This is a genomic window from Lysobacter sp. CA199 (assembly GCF_052078715.1).
In the GTDB taxonomy this organism is placed as follows: domain Bacteria; phylum Pseudomonadota; class Gammaproteobacteria; order Xanthomonadales; family Xanthomonadaceae; genus Lysobacter.
The window spans coordinates 236,831-259,214 of sequence record NZ_JBQJIL010000007.1; the positions used below are offsets into that span (position 1 = coordinate 236,831).

The 22,384-nt window shown below is 66.1% G+C and carries 15 protein-coding genes; 10 read left to right on the top strand and 5 right to left on the bottom strand.

Features of this window, described 5'->3' with window-relative positions; all coding sequences use genetic code 11:
• Nucleotides 1-115: 115 nt before the first annotated feature.
• From ACTOWJ_RS14345 to ACTOWJ_RS14365, 5 genes are all read right to left on the bottom strand, one after another.
• Nucleotides 116-691, bottom strand: a complete 576-nt coding sequence (locus tag ACTOWJ_RS14345; protein WP_441335306.1) for a hypothetical protein — start codon at nucleotides 689-691, stop codon at nucleotides 116-118.
• Between the two features lie 177 nt (nucleotides 692-868).
• Nucleotides 869-4,294 carry a TonB-dependent receptor domain-containing protein gene (locus ACTOWJ_RS14350; protein ID WP_441335307.1) on the bottom strand — a complete coding sequence of 1,142 codons (3,426 nt, stop codon included), beginning with the start codon at nucleotides 4,292-4,294 and terminating at the stop codon, nucleotides 869-871.
• Nucleotides 4,295-4,584: 290 nt separating this feature from the next.
• Nucleotides 4,585-5,661: a FecR family protein gene (locus ACTOWJ_RS14355; RefSeq protein ID WP_441335308.1), complete on the bottom strand. Its 1,077-nt coding sequence runs from the start codon at nucleotides 5,659-5,661 to the stop codon at nucleotides 4,585-4,587.
• A gap of 155 nt (nucleotides 5,662-5,816) precedes the next feature.
• Nucleotides 5,817-6,392 carry an RNA polymerase sigma factor gene (locus tag ACTOWJ_RS14360; RefSeq protein ID WP_441335309.1) on the bottom strand — a complete coding sequence of 192 codons (576 nt, stop codon included), beginning with the start codon at nucleotides 6,390-6,392 and terminating at the stop codon, nucleotides 5,817-5,819.
• Between the two features lie 235 nt (nucleotides 6,393-6,627).
• Entirely contained in the window at nucleotides 6,628-7,446 is an 819-nt protein-coding gene (locus ACTOWJ_RS14365; protein WP_441335310.1) for a TetR/AcrR family transcriptional regulator, read from the bottom strand.
• A gap of 461 nt (nucleotides 7,447-7,907) precedes the next feature.
• Between ACTOWJ_RS14365 and ACTOWJ_RS14370 the strand changes: the two genes are divergently transcribed.
• The 10 genes from ACTOWJ_RS14370 to ACTOWJ_RS14415 all read left to right on the top strand — a co-directional run bounded on the left by ACTOWJ_RS14370 (nucleotide 7,908) and on the right by ACTOWJ_RS14415 (nucleotide 22,214).
• Complete coding sequence (locus tag ACTOWJ_RS14370; protein ID WP_441335311.1) at nucleotides 7,908-10,721, top strand: TonB-dependent receptor; 2,814 nt, start codon at nucleotides 7,908-7,910, stop codon at nucleotides 10,719-10,721.
• Entirely contained in the window at nucleotides 10,721-13,933 is a 3,213-nt protein-coding gene (locus tag ACTOWJ_RS14375) for a glycoside hydrolase family 2 TIM barrel-domain containing protein (RefSeq protein ID WP_441335312.1), read from the top strand. The genes ACTOWJ_RS14370 and ACTOWJ_RS14375 overlap by 1 nt, the downstream gene beginning before the upstream one ends.
• The gene (locus tag ACTOWJ_RS14380; RefSeq protein ID WP_441335313.1) at nucleotides 13,930-14,715 is read left to right on the top strand and encodes an SDR family oxidoreductase; all 786 of its coding nucleotides are present in this window, start codon (nucleotides 13,930-13,932) and stop codon (nucleotides 14,713-14,715) included. Before ACTOWJ_RS14375 ends, ACTOWJ_RS14380 begins: the two co-directional genes overlap by 4 nt.
• A gap of 20 nt (nucleotides 14,716-14,735) precedes the next feature.
• On the top strand, nucleotides 14,736-15,368 hold the full coding sequence (locus ACTOWJ_RS14385) for a 2-dehydro-3-deoxy-6-phosphogalactonate aldolase (RefSeq protein ID WP_441335314.1): 633 nt from the start codon (nucleotides 14,736-14,738) through the stop codon (nucleotides 15,366-15,368).
• Nucleotides 15,365-16,513 (top strand): galactonate dehydratase, encoded by a 1,149-nt coding sequence (gene dgoD / locus ACTOWJ_RS14390; RefSeq protein WP_441335315.1) that lies wholly within the window; start codon nucleotides 15,365-15,367, stop codon nucleotides 16,511-16,513. The genes ACTOWJ_RS14385 and dgoD overlap by 4 nt, the downstream gene beginning before the upstream one ends.
• A gap of 17 nt (nucleotides 16,514-16,530) precedes the next feature.
• On the top strand, nucleotides 16,531-17,460 hold the full coding sequence (locus ACTOWJ_RS14395) for an SMP-30/gluconolactonase/LRE family protein (protein ID WP_441335316.1): 930 nt from the start codon (nucleotides 16,531-16,533) through the stop codon (nucleotides 17,458-17,460).
• Nucleotides 17,457-18,341: a 2-dehydro-3-deoxygalactonokinase gene (locus ACTOWJ_RS14400; protein WP_441335317.1), complete on the top strand. Its 885-nt coding sequence runs from the start codon at nucleotides 17,457-17,459 to the stop codon at nucleotides 18,339-18,341. Before ACTOWJ_RS14395 ends, ACTOWJ_RS14400 begins: the two co-directional genes overlap by 4 nt.
• A gap of 112 nt (nucleotides 18,342-18,453) precedes the next feature.
• Nucleotides 18,454-20,016 carry a sodium:solute symporter family transporter gene (locus tag ACTOWJ_RS14405; RefSeq protein WP_441335318.1) on the top strand — a complete coding sequence of 521 codons (1,563 nt, stop codon included), beginning with the start codon at nucleotides 18,454-18,456 and terminating at the stop codon, nucleotides 20,014-20,016.
• Between the two features lie 29 nt (nucleotides 20,017-20,045).
• A complete protein-coding gene (locus ACTOWJ_RS14410) occupies nucleotides 20,046-21,248 on the top strand; it encodes a glycoside hydrolase family 27 protein (protein ID WP_441335319.1) in 1,203 nt (400 codons plus the stop codon).
• Between the two features lie 24 nt (nucleotides 21,249-21,272).
• Nucleotides 21,273-22,214 (top strand): aldose 1-epimerase, encoded by a 942-nt coding sequence (locus tag ACTOWJ_RS14415; protein ID WP_441335320.1) that lies wholly within the window; start codon nucleotides 21,273-21,275, stop codon nucleotides 22,212-22,214.
• The last annotated feature ends 170 nt before the right edge of the window (nucleotides 22,215-22,384 follow it).

Here is a 22,384-nt window from a genome sequence, read left to right on the forward strand (position 1 = left end):
ACGCTCGAAGCGTTGGTTCGGCGCATGCGCGACTCGCGCGCTTCCCTGCGCTGCGCATACGGCCGAACCGAACCATCGACCGGCAGCGCCGCCGCCGATCGGAGTCGCGTGGGGCTTACGGAACCACGCGCACCGCCGGGTTGGCGACCAGCGCGTTCGGCGCCTGGTTGGTACGCGTCCTCACGGCGCACGGACCCAGGTTGGCGTTGAACACGAAGTAGCTGTTGGCGTCGAGCACGCCGGGGACCGAGCCCGTGGTGGTGGTGCTCGGGCAGCTGGCGCTGATCGGTGGCGGCAGGGTGATGCGTACGCCGCTGATGGTCACGCTCCACAGCGCCGGAACCAGGGTCGGCGAGCCGGTGAACACCGGGTTGGGGCCGCTATAGGGCGTCGGCGGGGACAGCGGCCACGGCAGAACGTTGGCGACGATGCCGGTGCAGGTGCTCGAACCGCTGAAGCTGGCGGCGGTGACGCTGGCCACGCCGCCCGACAGGGTGACGGTGAAGTCGGCGTTGCACGGAGCCTGGATACCGGAATACACCGCCGTGGTCGGCCCGGTGAAGTGCGAGGTGCCGCTGTCGACCCACGCCGAACCGTTCCAGATCTGGTAGGACGCCGCCGAAGCCGAGGTGGCGCCGAATACGGCGACGGCCGTGGCGAGGGTGAGAAGGGACGTCTTGAACTTCGACATTGCTTGTTCTCCTGTGATGCGTCGAGGTGTACGGACACGGACGTGTCCAAACGTGCTGTCACGGATGAAGCGGGCGCCGTGGCTGCGCTGCCCTGCGGTTGCGGCGCGCTGCCGCGGCCGTCGGGCGTCTCTTGCTCGCCGCGGCCGCGCGAACGCGGCCGCGATGCGATGGCTGACTCAGAAAAATCCCTTGCGCACCGACAGACCGATGATGCGCGGGTCCTGGATGAACACGTTGCTGCCCAGGCCGGTGTCGTCGCTGTTGACGAAGGTGCCGGTGATGGCTTTTCCGCCGAGTGCGTTCTTCACGTACAGCTGCACCGACAGATCGCTTTCGATCTTGTTCCAGGTCAATGACACGTTGACGTTGCCCCAATCGCTGAGGCGATCGATCTTGTCCTGATAGATGCGCGCCCAGCTCGGACCCTGGTAGTAGAGGTCCGCGCGAACGGTGAAATCGCCGTTGCCGGTCATGAAGGTGTATTGCGGGCTCAGGCTGACGGTGATGTGCGGCGCGTTGGGCAGTTCGTTGCCGCCGACGTTCTTGGCGAAGCCGGCGCCGCCATTGGGCGCGTCCTTGGCCGGATCGTAGGTGAAGCCGTAGGAGCCATCGTAGAGGCCGCCGGGTCCGAAGCCGCCGCCGGCCAGCGGCAGATTGGTCGCGCAGAAGCTGTTGAGGACATTGGCGGCGTTGTTGTACGGCGGATCCAGCGGATAGCTTCCTTGCAGCACCGCTTCGACATACTCCTTGGGCGCGATGCAGTTGGAGGCCAGCTGCAGCCAGGGCTTGACCACCACCCAATCGGAATTGCCGGCGGTGCGGTCGATCACGTCGATGGAGTACTGGTTCGAGCCGATGCGGGTGCGCAGCAGACCGACGTTGCCGCTGAGCTGGAACGCCTCGGTCGGCCGCCATACCGCTTCGAGCTCGGCACCCCAGGTCTTGGCGTCGAAGTTTTCGTTGAACGTCGCCCGGTCCTGGATCTGCGAGACCTGGTAATCCTTGTAGTCGTTGTAGAACAAGGTGCCGTTCAAGACGAACTTGCCGCCGGCCATGACGTTCTTCATGCCCATTTCGAAGGCGTTGACGAACTCGGGCTTGAACTCCGGATTGCGCTGCTCGAAGGTCAGCGCGATCGGATTGGCGGCGATGCCGGGCGAGTTGGTGCCGCCGGCCTTGTAGCCGCGCGAGGCGGAGGCATAGAACATGGTGCTGTCGGTGAACGACAGATCCGGCGACCAGTCCAGCACCAGGCGGCCAGTCGGCTCGTTCCAGGTCTGGGTGATCTTGGGCAACGCGGGATAGCCGTAGCCGACATAGCCGCCGAAGAGCAGCGGCAGGCCGGCGGTGCCGGTCGAATCGCTGAGCAAGGTCTGGCTGGGGTAGGGCGTGGTGATCTTGCGATCGTTGGTGAAACGCACGCCGGCGGTCAGGCGCACGGTGTCGCTGAGCTTCCAATAGCCTTCGCCGAAGATCGCCGCCGACTTGGTCTCGGCCACGTTGCGGCTGCGGAAGTAGTTGTGGCCCTGGCCGTTGATCGAGCCGATCGGGTTCGGGTCGATGTAGACGCACGGGACCATCTCACCCAGCGATTCATAGAAACGGGTAGCGCTGCCGGCCGGGCATTTGGACGGCGGATTGCCCGCACCGGTGCCGTTGAAGTACAGGTCGGCCAGCGCGGTGATCAGATTGTTGAATACGTAATAGCTTTCGTCGACCTTGTATTCGAGGTAGTTGGCGCCCAGGCTGAAATTGAACGCGCCGTCGAACGACGACTGCAGGCGGAACTCCTGCGACCACTGCTTGGCGTCGGAGTCGACCAGGTCGGCCATCAGCATGCGGTCCGAGCAGCCCAGCTGCGGATCGCAATACACACCGCCGGGCAATGCGTTGAATACCGGGACCAAGGTGCCGTCCGGCCCGAAGTACTGCACGCCGGTGGAGGTGTCGGAAAAGACCTTCCTGGATTGGAAGCGGCCGTAGTCCTGGGTCGAGTAGTACTGGTCGCGCGTGTACACGGTCTGCGACACCAGCTTGAGGTGATCGCTCACGTCTGCGTCCAGATTGAGCTGGAAGATGTCGTTGGTGGCCTTGAACTTCGGATCGTAGTCGGTGGCGATCTTGCGCATGTCGCGCGACTGGGTGAGGCCGCCGTACGGATCCAGACCGGGTTGAACGATATAGACGTTGTCGACGTAGTTGCCGTCCGCGTCGAATCTGAAGCCGACCGGCGCGACCTGCGCGCCCAGGATGAAGGGAATGCTGCCGCCGTTGGGAACGCCGTAGGCGCCCTGGTCGTAGAGCGAACCGTCCGTGCAGCCTTGGCTCAGGTAGTTGCGGTCGATCGCCGAGACCGTGGTCGAACCGATCGTGACCGGGCCCGGATCGTTGTGGCACAGCTGCTTGCCGGTGCGCGAGCGGTTGTCGTCTTCCTGGAAATGCTCCCACACGAAGCTGGCGCTGAACCTGTCGCTGGGCTTGAACGCCAGCGAGGTGCGCACCGACAGCAGGTCGCGGTCGTTGACGTCCTTGCCGGTGACCGTGTTCTCGTCGTAGCCGTCGCGCTTGGTGTACTGCGTGGCCAGGCGGAAGGCGAAGGCATCGCTGAGCGGCACGTTGACCATGCCGCTGACCCGGCGCGTGTCGTAGTTGCCGATCTCGCCCTTGACGTCGGCCTCGAAGGCTTCCGGATTGGCCAGGTTCGGGATCATGTTGACCACGCCGGCGGTCGCGTTGCGCCCGTACAAGGTGCCTTGCGGGCCGCGCAGCACTTCGACGCGTTCCACGTCCAGGTATTCCTGTTCGAACAGGCGGTTGCGGATCAGCGGCGTGCTGTTGAAGCTCACCGCCACGGCCGGGTCGGTGGTCACCGACAGCGCCTGGGTGCCGATGCCGCGGATCTGGAAGTTGTAGCTGGCGAAGTTGGTCTTGGAGAAGGTGACGTTGGGCGTGGCGGTGACCAGATCGCCGCCGGTCTCGATCTTGCGATCGCCCAGGTCCTTGCCGCCGAAGGCGCTGATCGAGATCGGCACCTTCTGGATGTTCTCGACCTTTTTCTGCGCGGTCACCACGATGGTGTCCAAGGTGGTCGCGCTGGAAGCCCTAGCGGGGCTTGTCGTCGTTGCGGGCGCCGTGGGTTCTGCCAGAGTTTCTTGGGAGGTCGCCGTCGGCTGCGTTTCGGCGACCTCTTGGACGTTTCCCTGCTTCTCCCCGCTTCGCGAGGTCTCGCTCGGGCTGGCGCCGCCGGCGGCGGCATCGCCGATCAGGATCGCGCCGGAGGCGCTGGTGGAATAGTTCAAACCGGTGCCGGCGAGCAACTCGTCGAGCGCCTGGCGCGGCGTCTTCTCGCCGCGCACCGCCGGCGCGGTCTTGCCGTTGGCCAGTTCCGGCGAGTAGAGCAATTGCGTACCGCTTTGGCGCGCGTACTCCGACAGCGCAGTGCCGAGCTTTTGTTGCGGAATATCGAACCTGGCGGTGGCGCCCGCGCCTTCCGCGGCCTGGGCCGTCAGACTCATCGCCGCCAGACATGGAAGCAAAGCCAGGAACAACACGCATGGCTTGATCGTGCGCTTGTGCGGACGCTTGGTGTCTTGCAAATGCATTCGCTCTCCCCTCCGGTTTCGGGTCGTCTTTCGCTGCGACCTGTGTAAGTACAGACGCGGCCGATCCGAAAACCCGAACCTGCCGATGCGATATCGCGCCGCGTGTGTTGGTTCTTGAACTCGCGAGTTTAGTTTTGCGGTGCAACACCGATCGCGCGAATTCGCGATCCCGGTACGCGCCGCACGCGCGCGCAAACATCAGCGCGCGACACGACGCGCGAAGGCCGATGACTGCGGTTATGCAAGGCACGCGGCCGGCGCTGCGCCGGCCGACAGTCCGGTCCAGGCGCTCAGCCCTGGATCGGCGCGACCGGTTTCAACACGATGGTGCCGTCGTGCGGCGCGCTGTGTTCGATCGGGAAGTACGCGGTCAGCGCATCGACGAAGGTGCCGGTGTCGCCGGTGTTGAACGCGCCGCTGATCTTCAGCGAGGCCAGGCGCTCATCGCTGAGCACGATCTGTTGGCGCGAATAGCGGTTCATCTCGACGATGGCGTCTTCCAGCCGTTCGTTCTCGAACACGATCTGGCCGTGCCGCCAACTCACCACGCGCTTGACGTCGGCCGCGCGCACTTGCGGGAGGGTTTTGGCCAGAGCGACGAACTGCTGGCCCGGTTGCAGTTCGGCCAGCGACGGCGCGGCGCCGATGCGGCTGGACGCGGGCGCGCTTTCGCGGGTCACCGTGACGCGGCCTTCGAGCAAGGTCACTTCGAACGCGCGCTTGGACAGATACACATCGAACTCGGTGCCCAGCGCGGTCACCTGCCGGCCCGCGGCGCTGACCACGAACGGACGGTTGCGGTCCTTGGCCACCTTGAACAAAGCCTGCCCGCGCTCCAGGGTGATCGCGCGCAGGCCGACCTGGTAATGCGTGGAGATGCGGCTGTCGGTGTTGAGAGTGACCATCGAACCGTCGTCCAGGGTCACCACCGAGCGCTGGCCGACGCCGGTCTGGTAGACGGTGCCGGCTGCCGCGACGGTGGCCTCGCCCGGGGTCTGCCACGAGCTGCCCGGATTGATCAGCAGCACGCCGAGCACGGTGGCCAGCAGCAGCGAGGCGGCGATGGCGCCGCCTCGCAGCATCAACGAACGGCGCCGCGCCTGCATCAACCGCTGCATGGTTTCGCGCCGCAGCGCCTGCATCTCGGAGGTGCCCGCCAGCGAGAACACCAGCGCCTGCGCGGCTTCCACGCGCTCGAACGCCGCCGTGTGCTGCGGCGATTGGTCCAGCCACGCCTCGAACGCCGCCTGGGTGCGCGGATCGTCGTCCTCGCGCAGGCGCTCGCTCCAGTGCGCGGCGGTCTCTTCGACGCCCTGCGGCGCGAATTCCGCCGAGTCCTGCCTCAGTGGCGAGATTTTGCACTTCATCTGGTGTTACCTCTCAGCAAGACCCGGCCGGGCCAGTTGCCACGTTGCATCCGTCCCCGCGTTCCGATCCGTGTCGGAACGCAAAATCCAATCGCCTACCAGCGCACAGATCAAAGGCCGCACAGATCGCAAGCGCCGTTCGCGGCCGGACCGCTTCATCCGTCCCGCGTTCCCGCCGGGTCCACGACGCTGCCCAACTGCGCCAGGGCCTTGGCCATGTGTTTCTCCGTCGCCCGCACGGATATGCCCATCATGAGCGCTATTTCCGCGTATTTCTTCTTCTCCAGTGCCCGCAGCACGAACACGTCGCGGGTCCGTTCCGGCAGCCCGCGCAACACCTGGTTGACCAATTTGATCTCTTCCTTCCCTAGTAGGACGCGCTCAGGCGAAATATCCGTAGCGGGTTGATGCGTTTGCGCATCGAAAGATTCATGGGCGTCCTGGTTGCGGGCCCGGCGGCGCCGGCCCCAGTCGCGCAAGGTGTTGGCCGCGACCTGGAAGACGTACTGCTCGACGTGCTCGATCGGCCCGCCGCGGGCGCGGCGGATCAGGTGCAAGAACACTTCCTGGGTCAGGTCCTCGACCTCGGCCGCGTCCTTGACCCGCTTGGAGAAAAAGCCGCGCAGCGGCGTGCGGTAACGCAGCGAGACGTTATTCCACTGGTTGACGCAGTCCTGCCCGTACTCGGCTAGCGATGCGGACTCGGGTGGCCATGACGCCGGATCGGACATTGTCTGTTTCCCCATACCGCGATGGAATGGCGCTGGCCGCGGAGGCCGGCGACGTGGCGTTATCGCCCCGGGACGCCGCGAACCGGGACCGTCGGCCCCTGCCGCGCGCCCGGCGCCCCGATGCCGCCGCCGGGAGATGCTTGCGATGCTGCGGCGGTCCGCGGCGAGCCGCCGACGCGCCCTGCCGCGGACCGGGTTCCGGCGTCCCCCAACGCCGCACGCTGTCCGCGCCTGTTCATGCCTCCACCACTTTTCCGGTCCACAGCGGCGCCGTCCCGCGCGACTTGCGCGGCGAGGCGTCGTTGCCTTGCGCCAACAGTTTGGAATCGGCCGCCTGCGCCGCGCTCGCGGCCATGGTCATGACCCGATCCACCGCCTGGATCTGTTCGCCGTTGTCGAACGGCGCAGTCAGCATCGGCGAGACGAAGGCGATCAGCCGCGCCAGCATCAGCGAATCGCTGACCGGCTCGCCCATGCACATCGCCGAAATCAGTTCGTCCATGTCTTCGCTGGCGAGCACGCCGGCCAGGGCCTTGAGGGCGAAGTGCAGGCGCATGCCCAGTTCGTTGCGCGACAGATGCGGCAGCGCGCGGGCGAAGGCCTCGAAGAAGCGCGCGTAGATCGGCTGGTAGTGCTCGTGCAGATAGTCGCGGATGAATTGCGACGGATCGCTGTAGACCCGGCCGAGCAGGCGCATGAAACCCACGCCGCCGGCGCTGTCGCGGCTGAGCCGCACGGCCGGGACGAACAGCACGCCGAACACCGCGCAGGCGTCCATCGCCGTTTCGCCGTAGCGTTGTTCGCACACCGACAACAGTTCCAGGCGCTCCTGGTTGAGCCGATCGAAGCGCGCCGACAGCAGTTCCTGGACCAGCGCTTCCTTGCTGCCGAAGTGATAGTTCACCGCCGCCAGATTGACCTTGGCGTGGCTGGTGATCTGGCGCAGCGACATACCCTCGTAGCCGTGCTTGATGAACAACAGTTCGGCCGCCTCAAGCAGGCGGCCCCGGGTGGTGCCCGGGCTGGTGCCTGGATGAGCGCTGTGATGATTCACGGCTGGTATCCACGGTGGGCCGCGGCCCGATCGGCGGCGGCACGGGCGGCTGAGGGATTGCTCCAATTCATGGTTTGAAACCCGAATTGAAACGGGCGTTAGCCTAATCACGTCGGAAACCGGGATGCACGCTGCGGCGCAATATTTGTGACTAATGTCAGTAATTGCCGGCCGTTGGCGCCGAATCGGTGGCCTGCGTCGCGTTTGCGCCGGGTGCCTTATTACTCAAATTGCCGGGGCGGCGCGCTGGAAGCCGGCGGCCGGCCGGGCCGTCCCAGGGCCGCATGCTGCGCTGCAGCTTGCATCGGCTTTGATCCCATAAATACTATTTATCATATAAATAGGACGGCACGACCGCCCCGGCCCAGCCGGAACGGCCGCGCAGGGAGGGACCGAGCGGGGGCGAGGTCCGGTCGATCGTCAACCAACAGCCAACGTCGCTGTTCAGCCGGGGCAGGGTAATGCATCAATCAGCACTGACCATTTCCGTTCGTAACGCGCTTCGTGTCCGCAACGCGCTGGTGGCCGCGATGGCGATGTCCGCCGTCGTCGCTCACGCCGCGCAAGCGCAACAGTCCGCCGACGCGCCGACCGCCGCGGCCTCCGAGAGCGCCGACAAAGACCCGACCACGCTCGGTGTGGTGGTGGTCAGCGGCACCCGCGCGAGCATCCAGAAATCGCAGGCGCTCAAGCAGGACGCCATCGGTACCGTCGATGCGGTGTCGGCCGAGGACGTGGGCAAGTTCCCCGACCAGAACGTCGCCGACTCGTTGCAGCGCATCGCCGGCGTATCGGTGGACCGCTCCGGCGGCGAGTCGCGCTATATCACCGTTCGCGGCTTCGGCCCCGAATTCAACACCGTGCTGCTCAATGGCCGGACCATGGCGACCGAAAACTCCGGTCGCGAATTCAGCTTCGACGTGTTGCCGTCGGAACTGATCAGCACCGCCGAGGTGTTCAAGACCTCGCAGGCCAATCTCAGCGAAGGCGGCATCGGCGCCACGGTCAACATCAAGACCCGGCGTCCGCTCGACGACAAGGGTTTCCACATCGCCGGCAGCGTGTCGGCCGTGGACGACAGCATGTCGGGCGAGACCAAGCCGAAGTTTTCCGGCCTGATCAGCAACACCAACGCAGACGGCACCTTCGGCGCGTTGCTCGGATTCGTGCGCTATCAGCGCAACCACCTCAGCGAGAGCATCGACGATGGCGGCTGGCTGACCGGCACCAACGGCGTCAACGGCGTGAGCGGCGCGGGCAGCGTGGCGATACCGCGCACGATCGAATACAAGGTCAATCAAGAGGACCGGACCCGGACCGGCGTCAACGCGGCGATCGATTGGCTCCCCAGCGAAAAGCTCAGGGTGACGATGGACGCGATGTACTCCAAGTACGAGATCGAGTCGCAGTCGAACAACTTCGGTTTGTTCATGGACCCGGCCGACGTCAAGCAGGTCACCGCCGACGCCAACGGCACCGCGCAGACCGCGGTGCGCGGCATTACCGGCGGGCTCGCCAACGATCACATCGTCGCGTCCAGCCCGCGCGATTCCACCAACAAGCAGATCGGCGTCAATGTCGCCTGGGATATCACCGACTCGACCCAGCTGGACTTCGATGGCTCGTACTCGAAAGCCGAAGAGAAAAGCGGCGGCAAGGGCTACTTCCTGGTGATGGGCGCGCGCAACGTCGGCGTCAACCCGACCTGGAACCTCAATCCCGGCGCCTTCCCGAGCTACAGCAACCTGCTGCCCACGACCGACACCAACGACCTGCGCGCGCACTTCGTCGATCGCGAAGGCGACAACCGCAGCGATGAGTTGTACGAAGGCAAGATCAGCCTGACCAAGAACTTCTTCGAGGGCACGCTGTCGCAGCTGCAGTTCGGCGTTTCCGGTTCCAAGCGCACCAAGGACAGCGTCACCGTGCGCACGTCCGACAGCGATCTGAACTGCGCCTACTGCGGTTACGCCGCGCGCGTCCCGGGCAGTCTGGTCAGCGTGTTCAACGCAGGCTCCCTGGTCGACGGCGTGTCGCGCGGCGCGCCGACCCAGTGGTTGACCTTCGATCCGGAAGCCTATCTGGCCTATCTGTCGAGCCCGGCGGCCTACAACCAGTTCGCGCCCGGCGGCGAGTTCTACGATCCCAACGACCCCAACCGCGCCCAGCGCATCGCCGATGCGCTGAACAAGTACGGCGGTTTCACCGCGATGCCCGTGCCGCAGAGCCAGTGGCTGGTCGAAGAAAAATCCTATGCGGCGTTCGCCCAGGCCAACTTCGAGAACACCTTCCACGACATGCCGTGGACGCTCAATGTCGGCATCCGCTTCGTCAAGACCGATGCGACCTCGCGCGCGGTGTCCTCGCAGGTCGAATCGATCACCGGTACGCCCGGCGATCCGACCAATGCGCAGGTGCATTTCACCCCGCCGGTTCCGATCTCGCGCAGCACCAGCTATCAGGACTGGCTGCCGTCGCTGAACTTCCGCATCAACGTGCGCGAGAACGTCGTGTTGCGCGCTTCCGCGTCCGACACGCTGACCCGTCCGACTCTGACCAGCCTGCGCATCAGCGAAGACATCGGCGTGCGGCCGCCGGGCCCGGGTTCGATCAACACCGGCAACATCGATCTCAAGCCGTACAAGGCGCGCAACTACGACCTCGGCGCGGAGTGGTACTTCAACGACACCAGTTACCTCGGCCTGGCGGGTTTCTACAAGAAGGTCGAGAACTTCGTCACCAACGTGACCCGGCCGACCACGATCCAGGGCTATCCGTTCCTGGAAACCCTGCCGGTCAACGCCAACACCGCGGTGGTCAAGGGCGCCGAGCTGTCGTTCCAATACACCTTCGACCGCCTGCCCGCGCCGTTCGACGGCCTGGGCCTGCAAGCCAACTACACCTACGTCGACAGCAAGCAGACCTTCGATCCGTCCATCGCCACCGGCCAGTTCGCGGTGGTGGGCCTGGCCAACTCGGGCAATCTGATCGTGTTCTACGAAAAGGGCCGCATCGGTTTCCGCGCGGCCTACAACTGGCGCGACGAGTATCTGTCGGCGGTGCGCGGATCGCAGGGCGAGCCGACCACCGTCGAGCCTTACGGCCAGATCGATCTGAGCGCCAACTTCAAGCTCAACGACAACATCTCGCTGTTCGCCGAGGCCACCAACCTCAACGACGAGACCGAAGCGGCGTACTCGCGCTACGACAGCCGTCCGCAGTGGGTCGCGGCGAACGGTCGCGCGATCTCCTTCGGTATCCGCGGATCATGGTGATGCCGGCGTCTGTGCGCCGCGCCGGCCGCGGCTTGCTCGCGCTGCTGGCGTTGTGCGTCCTGGCGGGCGCGCAAGCGGCGCCCGCGCCGCAAGCGCGTGCGCCGGTCGCCGAATGGGAGCGTCCGCAGATCAACGCGATCGATCGCGAACCCATGCGCGCCACCTCGTTCCCGTTCGAATCGGTGGAACTCGCGCGCGCCGGGCGGATCGCCGATTCGCGCTACTTCCTCGACCTCAACGGCGATTGGCGCTTCGCGTTCGCGCCGAGCGTCGAGGCGCGGCCGTTGGATTTCTACCGCGACGATTTCGACGTGTCGGGCTGGAAGACCATCCCGGTGCCGTCGATGTGGCAGGCGCAGGGGTACGGCCAGCCGCTGTACAACAACATCGCCTATCCGTTTCCGGCCGATCAGCCCTTGATCCCGCACGCGATCAATTCGGTCGGATCCTACCGGCGCGATTTCACCGTGCCGCAGGGCTGGGACGGGCGCCAGGTGCTGTTGCACATCGGCGCGGCGGGCGCGGCGTACTACGTGTGGGTCAACGGCCGCCAGGTCGGTTACAGCGAGGACTCCAAGCTGCCGGCCGAGTTCGACATCACCCGCCATCTGCGCGCAGGCGGCAACAACGTGTCGATCCAGGTGTATCGCTGGTCTGACGGCAGTTACCTGGAGGACCAGGATTTCTGGCGGGTCAGCGGCATCGAGCGCGACGTCTATCTGCTCGCCGCGCCGAATACCTGGCTGCGCGACTTCTTCGCTCGCGCCACCTTGGACAAGAACTATCGCAACGGCGAATTGAATCTGGACCTGAGCGTCACCGGCGCTGCCGCGGCGAGCCGGGTCAAGGCCAGCGTGCTCGACGGCGACCGCGTCGTGTTGACGCGCGAAGCGGCGGTCGAGCCGTCGTCGAAACCGCGTGGGCTGAGCCTGGCGGGCACGATCGAAGGCGTGCGGCCGTGGACCGCGGAAACGCCGAATCTGTACACCTTGCTGCTGGAACTGCACGATGCCGAAGGTCGCCTGCTGCAGGCCAGCGCGGTCAAGATCGGCTTTCGCACGGTCGAGGTGTCCGGCGGCCTGGTACGGGTCAACGGCAAGGCGATCAAGATCCGCGGCGTCAATCGCCACGAGCACGACCCGGTCACCTTCCACGTCATCTCCGAAGCCTCGATGCGCCGCGACATCGAGCTGATGAAGCAGAACAACATCAACGCGGTGCGCACCTCGCATTATCCCAACGCCGAGCTGTGGTACGCGCTGGCCGACGAATACGGCCTGTATGTGATGGACGAGGCCAATATCGAATCGCACCGCTACATGCAGCTGGGCGACGACGGCATGCGGCCGCGCGACAAGACCCAGCTGGGCTTCGATCCAAAGTGGGAACTCGCGCATCTGCAGCGGGTCCAGCGCATGGTCGAGCGCGACAAGAACCATCCTTCGATCGTGTTCTGGTCGCTGGGCAACGAGGCCGGCACCGGGCCCAACTTCGCCAAGGCCGCCGAGTGGATTCGTTCGCGCGACAAGACCCGCCTGGTGAGCTATCTCGGCCAGGGCACGTTGTACTCGCAGCACCGGCCCGAGCCGTACGTGGATTTCTACGCGCCGATGTACGATTCGGTGGAGCGCATCGTCGACTACGCGACCCATTCGGAGTTCGCGAACCAGCCGCTGATCCTGTGCGAATACGCGCACGCCATGGGCAACAGCCTGGGCGGCCTCAAGCTTTACTGGGATGCGATCTACGCCCACGACCGGCTGCAAGGCGGTTTCATCTGGGACTGGGTCGACCAGAGCATGATCAAGCGCACCGACGCCGGTCGCGCGTACTGGGCCTACGGCGCCGATTACGGCCCCAATCCGTCCGGCGCGGAGGCGATCGAATTCGGCGACGGCCTGCTGCAACCCGATCGCACGCCCAACCCGCACCTGCACGAATTGAGCAAGGTCTACGGGCCGATCCAGTTCGAAGCGCTGGACGCGGCGGCCGGCCGCTTCACCGTGCGCAACCGGCATAACTTCATCGATCTGAGCGGTTTCGATTTCGACTGGCAGCTGCGCGAGAACGGCCGGATCGTGCGCGAAGGCAAGGGGCCAGCGTTGTCCACGCCCGCCGATGGCAGCCAGGCGGTCGACTTCGGTGTACCGCCGCTGGCCAAGCGGCCCGGCGCCGAGTACCTGCTCACGCTGCGCGCGCGCACCCGCGTCGACACGGTGCCGCTGGTGCCGGCCGGGCATGTGGTGGCGTGGGAGCAGTTCGCCTTGTCGCCGCCGCCGTCGTTGCCGGCCGCGTCGCGGTCGGGCGCCGCGGTAACGGTGAGCGATACGGCCCAGACCGCGACCCTGCGCGCCGCCGGCGCCGAACTCAGCATCGATCGCGCCACCGGCCTGATCCAGCGCTACGCCTACAACGATCGGATCCTCCTGCAAGGCGGCGCGCCGAACTTCTGGCGCGCACCCACCGACAACGACATCGGCACCGGTGTCTACGCCAGCCATCAGATCTGGAAAGCGCTGTCGGAAAGCCGCCGCGTTCGCGCCGTGCATGTGCAGCGCGGCGACGACGGCGGCGCGCGGGTGCGGGTCGAGTTCGACATCGGCGGCGCGGCCACGCCGGACGTGCAGTACACGGTCGACTACGCGATGGCGCGCGACGGTTCGGTCGATGTCGCCGGCGAGTTCAAGCCCTTGTACGCCGGCTTGCCCGATCCCCTGCGCCTGGGACTGATGTTCACCCTGCCCAGCCGCATCACCGAGCTGAGCTGGTACGGCCGCGGCCCGCACGAGAGCTATGCCGACCGCTACAGCGGCGCCGAAATCGGCGTGTACGCCGGCAAGATCGCCGAGCAGAACCACGACTACATCCGCCCGCAGGAAACCGGCAACAAGATCGACGTGCGCTGGCTCGCGCTGACCGCCGACGACGGCAACGGTATTCGGGTGACCGGGGCCAAGCCGTTGTCGGTCAATGCCTTGGCGTTCCCGTACGCCGATCTGGACCGCAAGCCGATCGGGCAGGCGCACAGCAGCGACATCGTCGCGCGCGAGCAGGTCTCGCTGATGATCGACGAACGCCAGATCGGCGTCGGCGGCGACGATTCGTGGAGCAAGTTCGGCCAGCCGCATTCGCAGTACCGTATTCCGGTGGCGCCTTCGCGCTACCAGTTCCGTATAGCGCCGGTCCAGGCCGGCACCGAGGCGAATCGATGAGCGACCGTACTCCCTCCGCGCCCGCCGGGCCCGGGCAACGTCTGGCCGGCAAGACGGTCCTGGTCTCGGGATCGTCCAACGGCATCGGCGCGGCGATCGCCCGCCTGTTCGTCGAACACGGCGCGCGCGTGGCCGGTTACGACCGGGCGCCGCCGCCGGGGCAGGCGTCGGCCTGCGAACTGTTCGTCGCCGGCGACGTCGCCGATGCCGATGCGGTCGCGGCCTTCGTCGATCGCGCCGCGCGAACGTTCGGCACCATCGATGTCGTCATCAACAACGCCGGCGTGGATGTGTTCAGCGATCCGCTGACACTGGCGCCGGACGACTGGTGGCGCAATCTGGCGATCAACCTCGGCGGCGCCTGGAACTTCAGCCGCGCCGCGTTGCCGATCATGCTCGAGCACGGGCGCGGATCGGTGGTCAACATCGCCTCGGTGCACGGCCACAAGATCATCCCCGGCGCGTTTCCGTATCCGGTGGCCAAGCACGCGCTGATCGGGCTGACCAAGGCGCTGGGATTGGAGTACGCGGCGCAAGGCCTGCGTTTCAATTCGATCTCTCCGGGACTGATCCTGACCGACCGCATCGAACGCTGGCTGTCCTCGCAGCCCGATCCCGAGGCCGCGCGCCGCCGCCAGACCGAACTGCTGCCGTCGCGCCGGATCGGCGAGCCCGACGAGGTGGCCTACACCGCCTTGTTCCTGGCCAGCGACGAGGCGCGCTTCATCAACGCCACCGACATCGTCATCGATGGCGGGCGCACCCAGCTGTACCACGAATGATTATTCCAATGACCTCGCCGATGACCGAACCGCCCGTGGACTGGAGAGCCCAGCGCCCCTTGATCGCGATCCTGCGCGGCATCGCGCCCGCTCAGGTCGAAGCGCACGTACTGGCGTTGATCGACGCCGGAATCAGCCTGATCGAGATTCCCACCAACTCGCCCGAATGGTTGCGCAGCGTCGAACTCGCCGTCGCCATCGCCGGCGACCGCGCGGTGATCGGCGCGGGTACCGTGTTGAACCCGGCCGACGTGGACGCGTTGGCCGCGACCGGCGCGCGGCTGATGGTCACGCCCAATACCGATGTCGCGGTGATCCGCCATGGGGTGCAGCGCGGCCTGATCTGCGCGGCCGGCTTCTCCACGCCCAGCGAAGCCTTCGCCGCGCTGGCGGCGGGCGCGCAGGCGCTCAAGCTGTTTCCGGCGACCAGTTTCGGCCCCGGTTACGTGCGCGCGATCAAAGCGGTGTTGCCGCCGCAGGTTCCGGTGTTCGCCGTCGGCGGCGTCACCCCCGACAACCTCGCCGGTTTCCTGCAATCGGGCTGCGCCGGCGCCGGTCTGGGCAGCGATCTGTACACCCCCGGTCAATCGCCCGCGGTCACCCGCGAACGCGGCGGTCTTTTTGTCGATGCCTACCAGAGCGCGCGCCCTTGAAAATCACCCGACTCAGCACCTACCGCGTCGCCCCGCGCTGGATGTTCCTCAAGATCGAGACCGACGAAGGCCTGGTCGGTTGGGGTGAGCCGGTGGTGGAAGGCCGCGCGCGCACCGTCGAAGCGGCGGTCGCCGAGCTCGGCGAACAACTGATCGGCAAGGATCCGGCGCGCATCAACGACCATTGGCAAGCCATGTATCGAGGCGGTTTCTACCGCGGCGGCGCGGTGTTCATGAGCGCCATCGCCGGCATCGACCAGGCCTTGTGGGACATCAAGGGCAAGGCCCTGGGCGTGCCGGTGTATCAGCTGCTCGGCGGTCTGGTACGCGACCGCATGAAAACCTATTGCTGGGTCGGCGGCGATCGTCCGGCCGACATCATCAAGCAGATCCGCGACCGCCTCGCCCTGGGTTTCGACACCTTCAAGATGAACGCCTGCGAGGAGCTCAGCCTGCTCGACAGCGGTCGCGCGATCGACGCGGCGGTGGCCAAGGTCGCCGAAATCCGCGCCGTGTTCGGCAACAGCATCGAATTCGGCCTGGACTTCCACGGCCGGGTCGGCTGGCCGATGGCGAAGACCTTGATCCGCGAACTCGAACCCTATCGGCCGTTGTTCATCGAAGAACCGGTGCTGGCCGAACAGGCCGAATACTATCCGCGCCTGGCCGCGCAAACCGCCATTCCGCTGGCGGCCGGCGAGCGGATGTATTCGCGGTTCGAGTTCAAGAACGTCTTGCACGCCGGCGGCCTGGCGATCGTGCAGCCCGATCTGTCGCATGCCGGCGGCATCAGCGAATGCATGAAGATCGCCTCGATGGCCGAGGCCTACGACGTCGCGCTGGCGCCGCATTGCCCGCTGGGGCCGATCGCGCTGGCCGCGTGCCTGCACGTGGACTTCGCCAGTTGGAATGCGGTGCTGCAGGAGCAGAGCATCGGCATCCACTACAACGCCGACGGCGAACTGCTCGATTACATCGTCAACAAGGACGCCTTCGCGCTGGAGCAAGGCTCGGTGCGTCCGTTCGTGCTGCCCGGACTGGGCCTGGAAATCGACGAAGCGCGGGTGATCGAACGCAGCCGCGAGGCATCGGACTGGCGCAACCCGTTGTGGCGCCACGCCGACGGCAGCGTGGCGGAGTGGTGATGGCGATGGCTGCGCCCATGCACGAGTCCATGCACGAGCCCATGCACGAGGCTGGGGCGACGCTCGCCGTCGACAGCCGCTGCCGGCTCGGCGAATGCGTGCTGTGGTGCGAGCGCGAGCAGTCGTTGTGGTGGACCGACATTCACGCCTCGCGCTTGTGGCGTTACCGGCCGCAGACCGAACAGGCCCGCTATTGGCGCGTGCCGGACCGATTGGGATCGTTCGCGCTGTGCGAGTCCGGCCGGCTGCTGCTCGGATTGGCGAAAGGTTTGTACTTCGCCGACCCGAGCCAGGCCGAGCATGCCGAGGAACTCCAGGTGCAGGCGCTGGTGCCGGTCGACGCGGACCGGCCGACGCTGCGCATCAACGACGGACGCGCCGACCGCGACGGCCGCTTCGTGTTCGGCACGCTCAACGAAGATCCGCAGCGCGCGCCGATCGGCCGGTTCCATCAATACTCGATGAGTCACGGCCTGCGTGCGCTGGACTTGCCCGGCGTAGCGATTCCAAACAGCCTGTGTTTCGACCTGGACGGGCGCGGCCTGTACTACTGCGATTCGCGCAGCGGCCGGATCATGCGCGCGGCCTACGACAGCGGCACGGCGAGGGTCGGCGAACCGCGGGTGTTCGCCCGAGTCGATGCGCCTGCTTCTCCCGACGGCGCGACCGTGGATCGCGACGGCCAGGTATGGAGCGCGCATTGGGGCGCCGGGCGAGTGGTCCGCTACGCTCGCGACGGCCGCATCGATCGCAGCCTGAGGGTACCGACCTCGAACGTGAGTTGCCTGAGTTTCGCCGGACCCGCGCTGGACCGGATCTACATCACCACCGCGCGCGACGAACTCGACGACGCCGAGTTGAGCGTCCAGCCCGATGCGGGCGGCGTGTTCGTCGCCTCGCTGCCGGGCATGCGCGGATTGACCGAAGCGAGGTTCGACGACCGATGATCGCGATCGATTGGGGTACCAGCAGCCTGCGTGCGTTCCGACTCGATCCGCAGGGCCGGGTGATCGACTCGCGCCGCTCCGATCAGGGCGTGCTCGCGTCCGCCGGCCGTTTCGAAGCGGTGCTCGACGAGATCGCGCAGGGTTGGGACGAACGCGTCGTGGCGATGGCCGGCATGGTCGGCAGCCGCCAAGGCTGGCACGAGGTCGCCTACGTGGAGTGTCCGGCGGGCCTGGGCGAGATCGCTCAGCGCATGCGCCGGATCGAAGCGCCGGGCTTGGGCGATCGCGAATTGTGGATCGTTCCGGGACTGAGCGTGCGCCATGCCGACGGCGTGCACGACGTGATGCGCGGCGAGGAGACCCAGATCTGCGGCCTGCTCGACCGGCTCGGCCCCGGTTCGCATCTGGCCTGCCTGGCCGGCACCCACTGCAAGCACCTGCGCATCGACGACGGCCGCATCCGCGATTTCTCCACCGCCATGACCGGCGAACTGTTTCAGGTGTTGAGCGAACACAGCATTCTCGGCCGTTTGATGCAGCCCGGGCCGCACGATGCGCAGGGCTTCGCGCGAGGGCTGGATCACGCCGCCCTGGACGGCGATCTGATCGAGCATCTGTTCGCGGTGCGCACCCACGGATTGTTCGACGTGCTGCCAGCGTCGGCGCTGCGCTCGTTCCTGTCCGGCCTGCTGATCGGCCATGAGCTTCGCCGGCTGCCGGCTTCGGCCGAGACTGTGCATCTGATCGCGCCGCCGGCCCTGTTGGAGCCGTACACGACCGCGCTGACGCACCGCGGCCACCGCGTGCAGGCGCACGACGAACAGGTGTCCGCGCGCGGCCTGTACGCGCTCGCGCGACAACGCGGTTTGCCGATGGCGTGACGATCCATCGCGTCGCGGCCGCGGCCGCGCGCGCATCCAGGTTTTCGTGGTTTTAGTGGTTCCGTAGCTAGTCGCCGGCACGCCGCATCGCCGGACCCAAGAAGAGAGGCGAATGATGCTGTCCGCATTGGATGTCGTGATCGTGTTGGGCTATCTGGTCGGTATCTTTTTGCTGGCGCAGTGGGTGTCGCGGGAGAAACAGGGACACCGCAAGAACGCGCAGGACTATTTCCTGGCCGGCAAGGCCCTGCCGTGGTGGGCGATCGGCGCTTCGCTGATCGCGGCCAATATTTCCGCCGAGCAGATCATCGGCATGTCCGGCTCGGGTTACGCGCTGGGTCTGGCGATCGCGTCCTACGAATGGATGGCCGCGCTGACCTTGCTGATCGTCGGCAAGTTCTTCCTGCCGGTGTTCCTGCGCAACAACATCTACACCATGCCGCAGTTCCTGGAGAACCGTTACGGCCGCACGATCCGCATCGTCATGGCGGTGTTCTGGCTGATCCTGTACGTGTTCGTCAATCTCACCTCAATCCTGTGGCTGGGATCGATCGCAGTGAGCCAGGTCACCGGCATGGACCAGATCTACGCCTTGCTGCTGCTCGGCGGCTTCGCCCTGGCGTATCAGGTCTACGGCGGGCTCAAGGCGGTTGCGTTGACCGACATCGTGCAGGTGTCGCTGCTGGTGCTCGGCGGCTTGATGATCACCGCGCTGACCTTGAACCGCATCGGCGACGGCCAGGGCGTGATCGCCGGCTTCCAGCACCTGCTGCAGGTCCAGCCCGAGCGCTTCCACATGATCCTGAGCCGGGACAATCCTTACTACAAGGATCTGCCGGGCCTGGGCGTGTTGCTCGGCGGTTTGTGGATCATGAACTTCAGCTACTGGGGCTTCAATCAATACATCATCCAGCGCGGACTGGCGGCCAAGGACATCGCCGAGGCGCAAAAAGGCGTGCTGTTCGCCGCGTTCCTGAAGTTGCTGGTGCCGGTGATCGTGGTGATTCCGGGCATTGCCGCGGTGGTATTGGCGCCGGGATTGAGCAAGCCCGATCAAGCGTATCCGACGATGATGGGCTTGCTGCCGACCGGCGTGCTGGGCCTGGTGTTCGCGGCCCTGATCGCGGCGATCATGGCGTCGCTGGCGTCCAAGATCAATTCGGTGGCGACCATCTTCACCCTGGATTTCTACGCCAAGCTGCGTCCGGATCAGGACGAGGCGACATTGGTCCGGGTCGGCCGCATCGCCTCGCTGATCGCGGTCGCGCTGGGTATGCTCGCGGCCAAGCCGTTGTTGGGCAGTTTCGATCAGGCCTTCCAGTACATCCAGGATTTAACCGGTTACTTCACCCCGGGCATCACCGTGATCTTCCTGTTGGGCCTGTTCTGGAAGCGCGCCAACGAAGCCGGCGCCCTGGCCGCGGCGATCGGTTCGGTGCTGTTGTCGATCGCGGTGCGGGTGATGTGGCCGGAATATCCGTTCATGAATCGCGTCGGCGTGGTGTTCCTGCTCGCGCTGGTGTTGGCGGTGGCGGTGTCGTTGCTGAGCAAGACGCGGACCGGCAGCGATCTGATCCGCACCGACGACGTGAGTTATCGCACCCCGGCCAGTTTCAACTTCGGCGCGCTCGTCGTCGTCGTCGTGGTGGCTGTGCTGTACGCCGTGTTCTGGTGACGGCGGCCGACCTTCTCAGGAGAATTCGCATGCGATCCACACGCTTCAGCAAGCTGCCCACGTTCGCGCTCGCTCTCGCCCTGGCATCGAGCCAGCTGCCGGCGCGGGCCTCGGAGGCCGGCGCGCTGGCCGCCACGCCGCAGATGGGCTTCAACAACTGGAACTCCACCCACTGCCGGGCCGAGTTCAAAGAGACCATGATCCGCGGCATCGTCGACAAGTTCATCGAACTGGGTTTGAAGGACGCCGGTTACCGCTATATCAACATCGACGATTGCTGGGCGTACTGGCAGCGCGACAAGGACGGCAATCTCAAACCCAACCCCGAACGCTTCCCCGGCGGCATCAAGGCGATCGCCGTCTACGTGCACAGCAAGGGGCTCAAGTTCGGTCTGTACACCAGCGCCGGCACCTTCACCTGCGAGCCGAAACAAGAGAACCGCGGCTTCCCCGGCGGCCTGGGCCACGAGGAGCGCGATGCGAAGTTGTTCGCGTCCTACGACATCGATTATCTCAAGTACGACAACTGCAACAACGAGAAGCTGCCGGCCAAGCCGCGCTACGTGGCGATGGGCGAAGCCCTGCGCGCCACCGGCCGGCCGATTTTCTACAGCGTGTGCGAATGGGGCGAGAACAAGCCCTGGCTGTGGGCCGGCGAGGCGGCGGTCGGCGGAAACTCGTGGCGCACCACCGGCGACATCGAGGACACTTATGCCTCGATGCTGAAGATCTTCAAGCTCAACGTGGTGCTCGACCAATACGCCAAGCCGGGGCATTGGAACGATCCGGACATGCTGGAAGTCGGCAACGGCGGCATGACCGACGTCGAGTACCGCAGCCATTTCAGTCTCTGGGCGATCATGGCCGCGCCGCTGTTGATCGGCACCGACCTGCGCACGATCAAGCCCGCGGCGCTGGAGATCCTGCTCAACAAGGAGGTCATCGCGATCGACCAGGATCCGCTGGGCGTGCAGGGCAAGCGCATCCGCGACCGCGACGGCGTGCATGTGATCGTCAAGCCGCTCGCCAACGGCGATCGCGCGGTGGCGATCTTCAACGAAACCGATACCGCGCGCGATGCCGCGGTGGACGTCGCCGAGCTGGGTCTGGACAAGTCCAGGCAGTACACGGTGCGCGACCTGTGGAGCCGCGAGCAGCACCCGGGCGACGGCTCGTTGCGGGTCGACCTGGCGCCGCATGCGACCGCGATGTACCGGATCAGCGCGCGCTGATCGGCGCGCGCGGCGGTGCAGGCGATGATGCTGGCCAGCGCCGGTTTGCGCGCGCGGATCGCCCCCGAGTGGGGTGGCGGTCTGCTCGGCCTGGACGCCGTGGTCGACGGCAGACTGACGCCGCTGATGCGCGCCAGCGCGTTCGCGGCGTCGCCGGCCGGTGTCGTTCCTGATCCCGACCCGCCAGATCTCAATCAGCCTGACCTCAATCAGCCTGATCCCAATCAGCTGGCCTGCTATCCGTTGCTGCCCTGGTCGAACCGCATCTCCGACGGCGGCTTCGAGTTCGACGGCCGCCGCATCGACTTGCCGCGCAACCGCGACGACGAGCCTTGGCCGATTCACGGCAGCGGTTGGCAACGCGCGTGGCGCGTGGCCTACGCCGCCGCGGACGAGGCCTTGCTGACGCTGGATGAGACTGACGCTTCCGAGTCCGGCGCTTCCGAGTATCGCTATCGCGCCAACCTGCGTTACCGACTACGCGAACGTGCGCTGGAAGTGGCGCTGAGCGTGGTCAACATCGGTCCGGCGAGCCTGCCGTTCGGACTGGGGCTGCATCCGTTCTTCCCGCGCGACGCCGAGACCCGCTTGCGCGCGCCCGCGGATCGGGTCTGGCTCAACGACGGCCGTACGCCGCTGCCGACCGAACTGGCGGCGATTCCCGAGCATTGGCGATTCGACGATGCGCGCCTGTTGCCCGTCGATTGCGTCGATCACGGTTTCCTCGGTTGGTCGGGGCAGGCGAGCATCCGTTGGCCGCGCCGCCGACTGGGTCTGGACATCGACAGCGACGTCGACCGCTTCGTGCTGTACACCCCGGTGGGCGCGGATTTCTTCTGCTTCGAACCGGTCGATCATGCGATCGACGCGGTCCATCTGCCCGGCGGCGCGCTCGCGCACGGCATGACCGCGTTGGCGCCGGGAGCGCGCCTGCAACGGCGTTTTCGTTTTACCGCTGTCGAGTGATAGCCGGATCAGGAATGCGCAACGCCGCTCGAACTCCCTCTCCCGCAAGGCGAGAGAGGGCCGAGGTGAGGGCCTGAGCGCCGCAGGCGCGAATGCTGTTGCGTGACATCGATGACTCGCAAGCGGCGTCCGCTCAACTCACGGAAGAGGGACATAAGAACGACCACCCC

Coding starts and splice junctions, on each gene's coding strand:
- ACTOWJ_RS14400 (WP_441335317.1), top strand. CDS start 17,457: ATGATCGCGATCGATTGGGGTACCAGCAGCCTGCGTGCGTTCCGACTC.
- ACTOWJ_RS14395 (WP_441335316.1), top strand. CDS start 16,531: ATGCACGAGTCCATGCACGAGCCCATGCACGAGGCTGGGGCGACGCTC.
- ACTOWJ_RS14380 (WP_441335313.1), top strand. CDS start 13,930: ATGAGCGACCGTACTCCCTCCGCGCCCGCCGGGCCCGGGCAACGTCTG.
- ACTOWJ_RS14345 (WP_441335306.1), bottom strand. CDS start 691: ATGTCGAAGTTCAAGACGTCCCTTCTCACCCTCGCCACGGCCGTCGCC.
- ACTOWJ_RS14415 (WP_441335320.1), top strand. CDS start 21,273: ATGATGCTGGCCAGCGCCGGTTTGCGCGCGCGGATCGCCCCCGAGTGG.
- ACTOWJ_RS14385 (WP_441335314.1), top strand. CDS start 14,736: ATGACCGAACCGCCCGTGGACTGGAGAGCCCAGCGCCCCTTGATCGCG.
- ACTOWJ_RS14370 (WP_441335311.1), top strand. CDS start 7,908: ATGCATCAATCAGCACTGACCATTTCCGTTCGTAACGCGCTTCGTGTC.
- ACTOWJ_RS14405 (WP_441335318.1), top strand. CDS start 18,454: ATGATGCTGTCCGCATTGGATGTCGTGATCGTGTTGGGCTATCTGGTC.
- ACTOWJ_RS14360 (WP_441335309.1), bottom strand. CDS start 6,392: ATGTCCGATCCGGCGTCATGGCCACCCGAGTCCGCATCGCTAGCCGAG.
- ACTOWJ_RS14355 (WP_441335308.1), bottom strand. CDS start 5,661: ATGAAGTGCAAAATCTCGCCACTGAGGCAGGACTCGGCGGAATTCGCG.
- ACTOWJ_RS14375 (WP_441335312.1), top strand. CDS start 10,721: ATGCCGGCGTCTGTGCGCCGCGCCGGCCGCGGCTTGCTCGCGCTGCTG.
- ACTOWJ_RS14410 (WP_441335319.1), top strand. CDS start 20,046: ATGCGATCCACACGCTTCAGCAAGCTGCCCACGTTCGCGCTCGCTCTC.
- ACTOWJ_RS14350 (WP_441335307.1), bottom strand. CDS start 4,294: ATGCATTTGCAAGACACCAAGCGTCCGCACAAGCGCACGATCAAGCCA.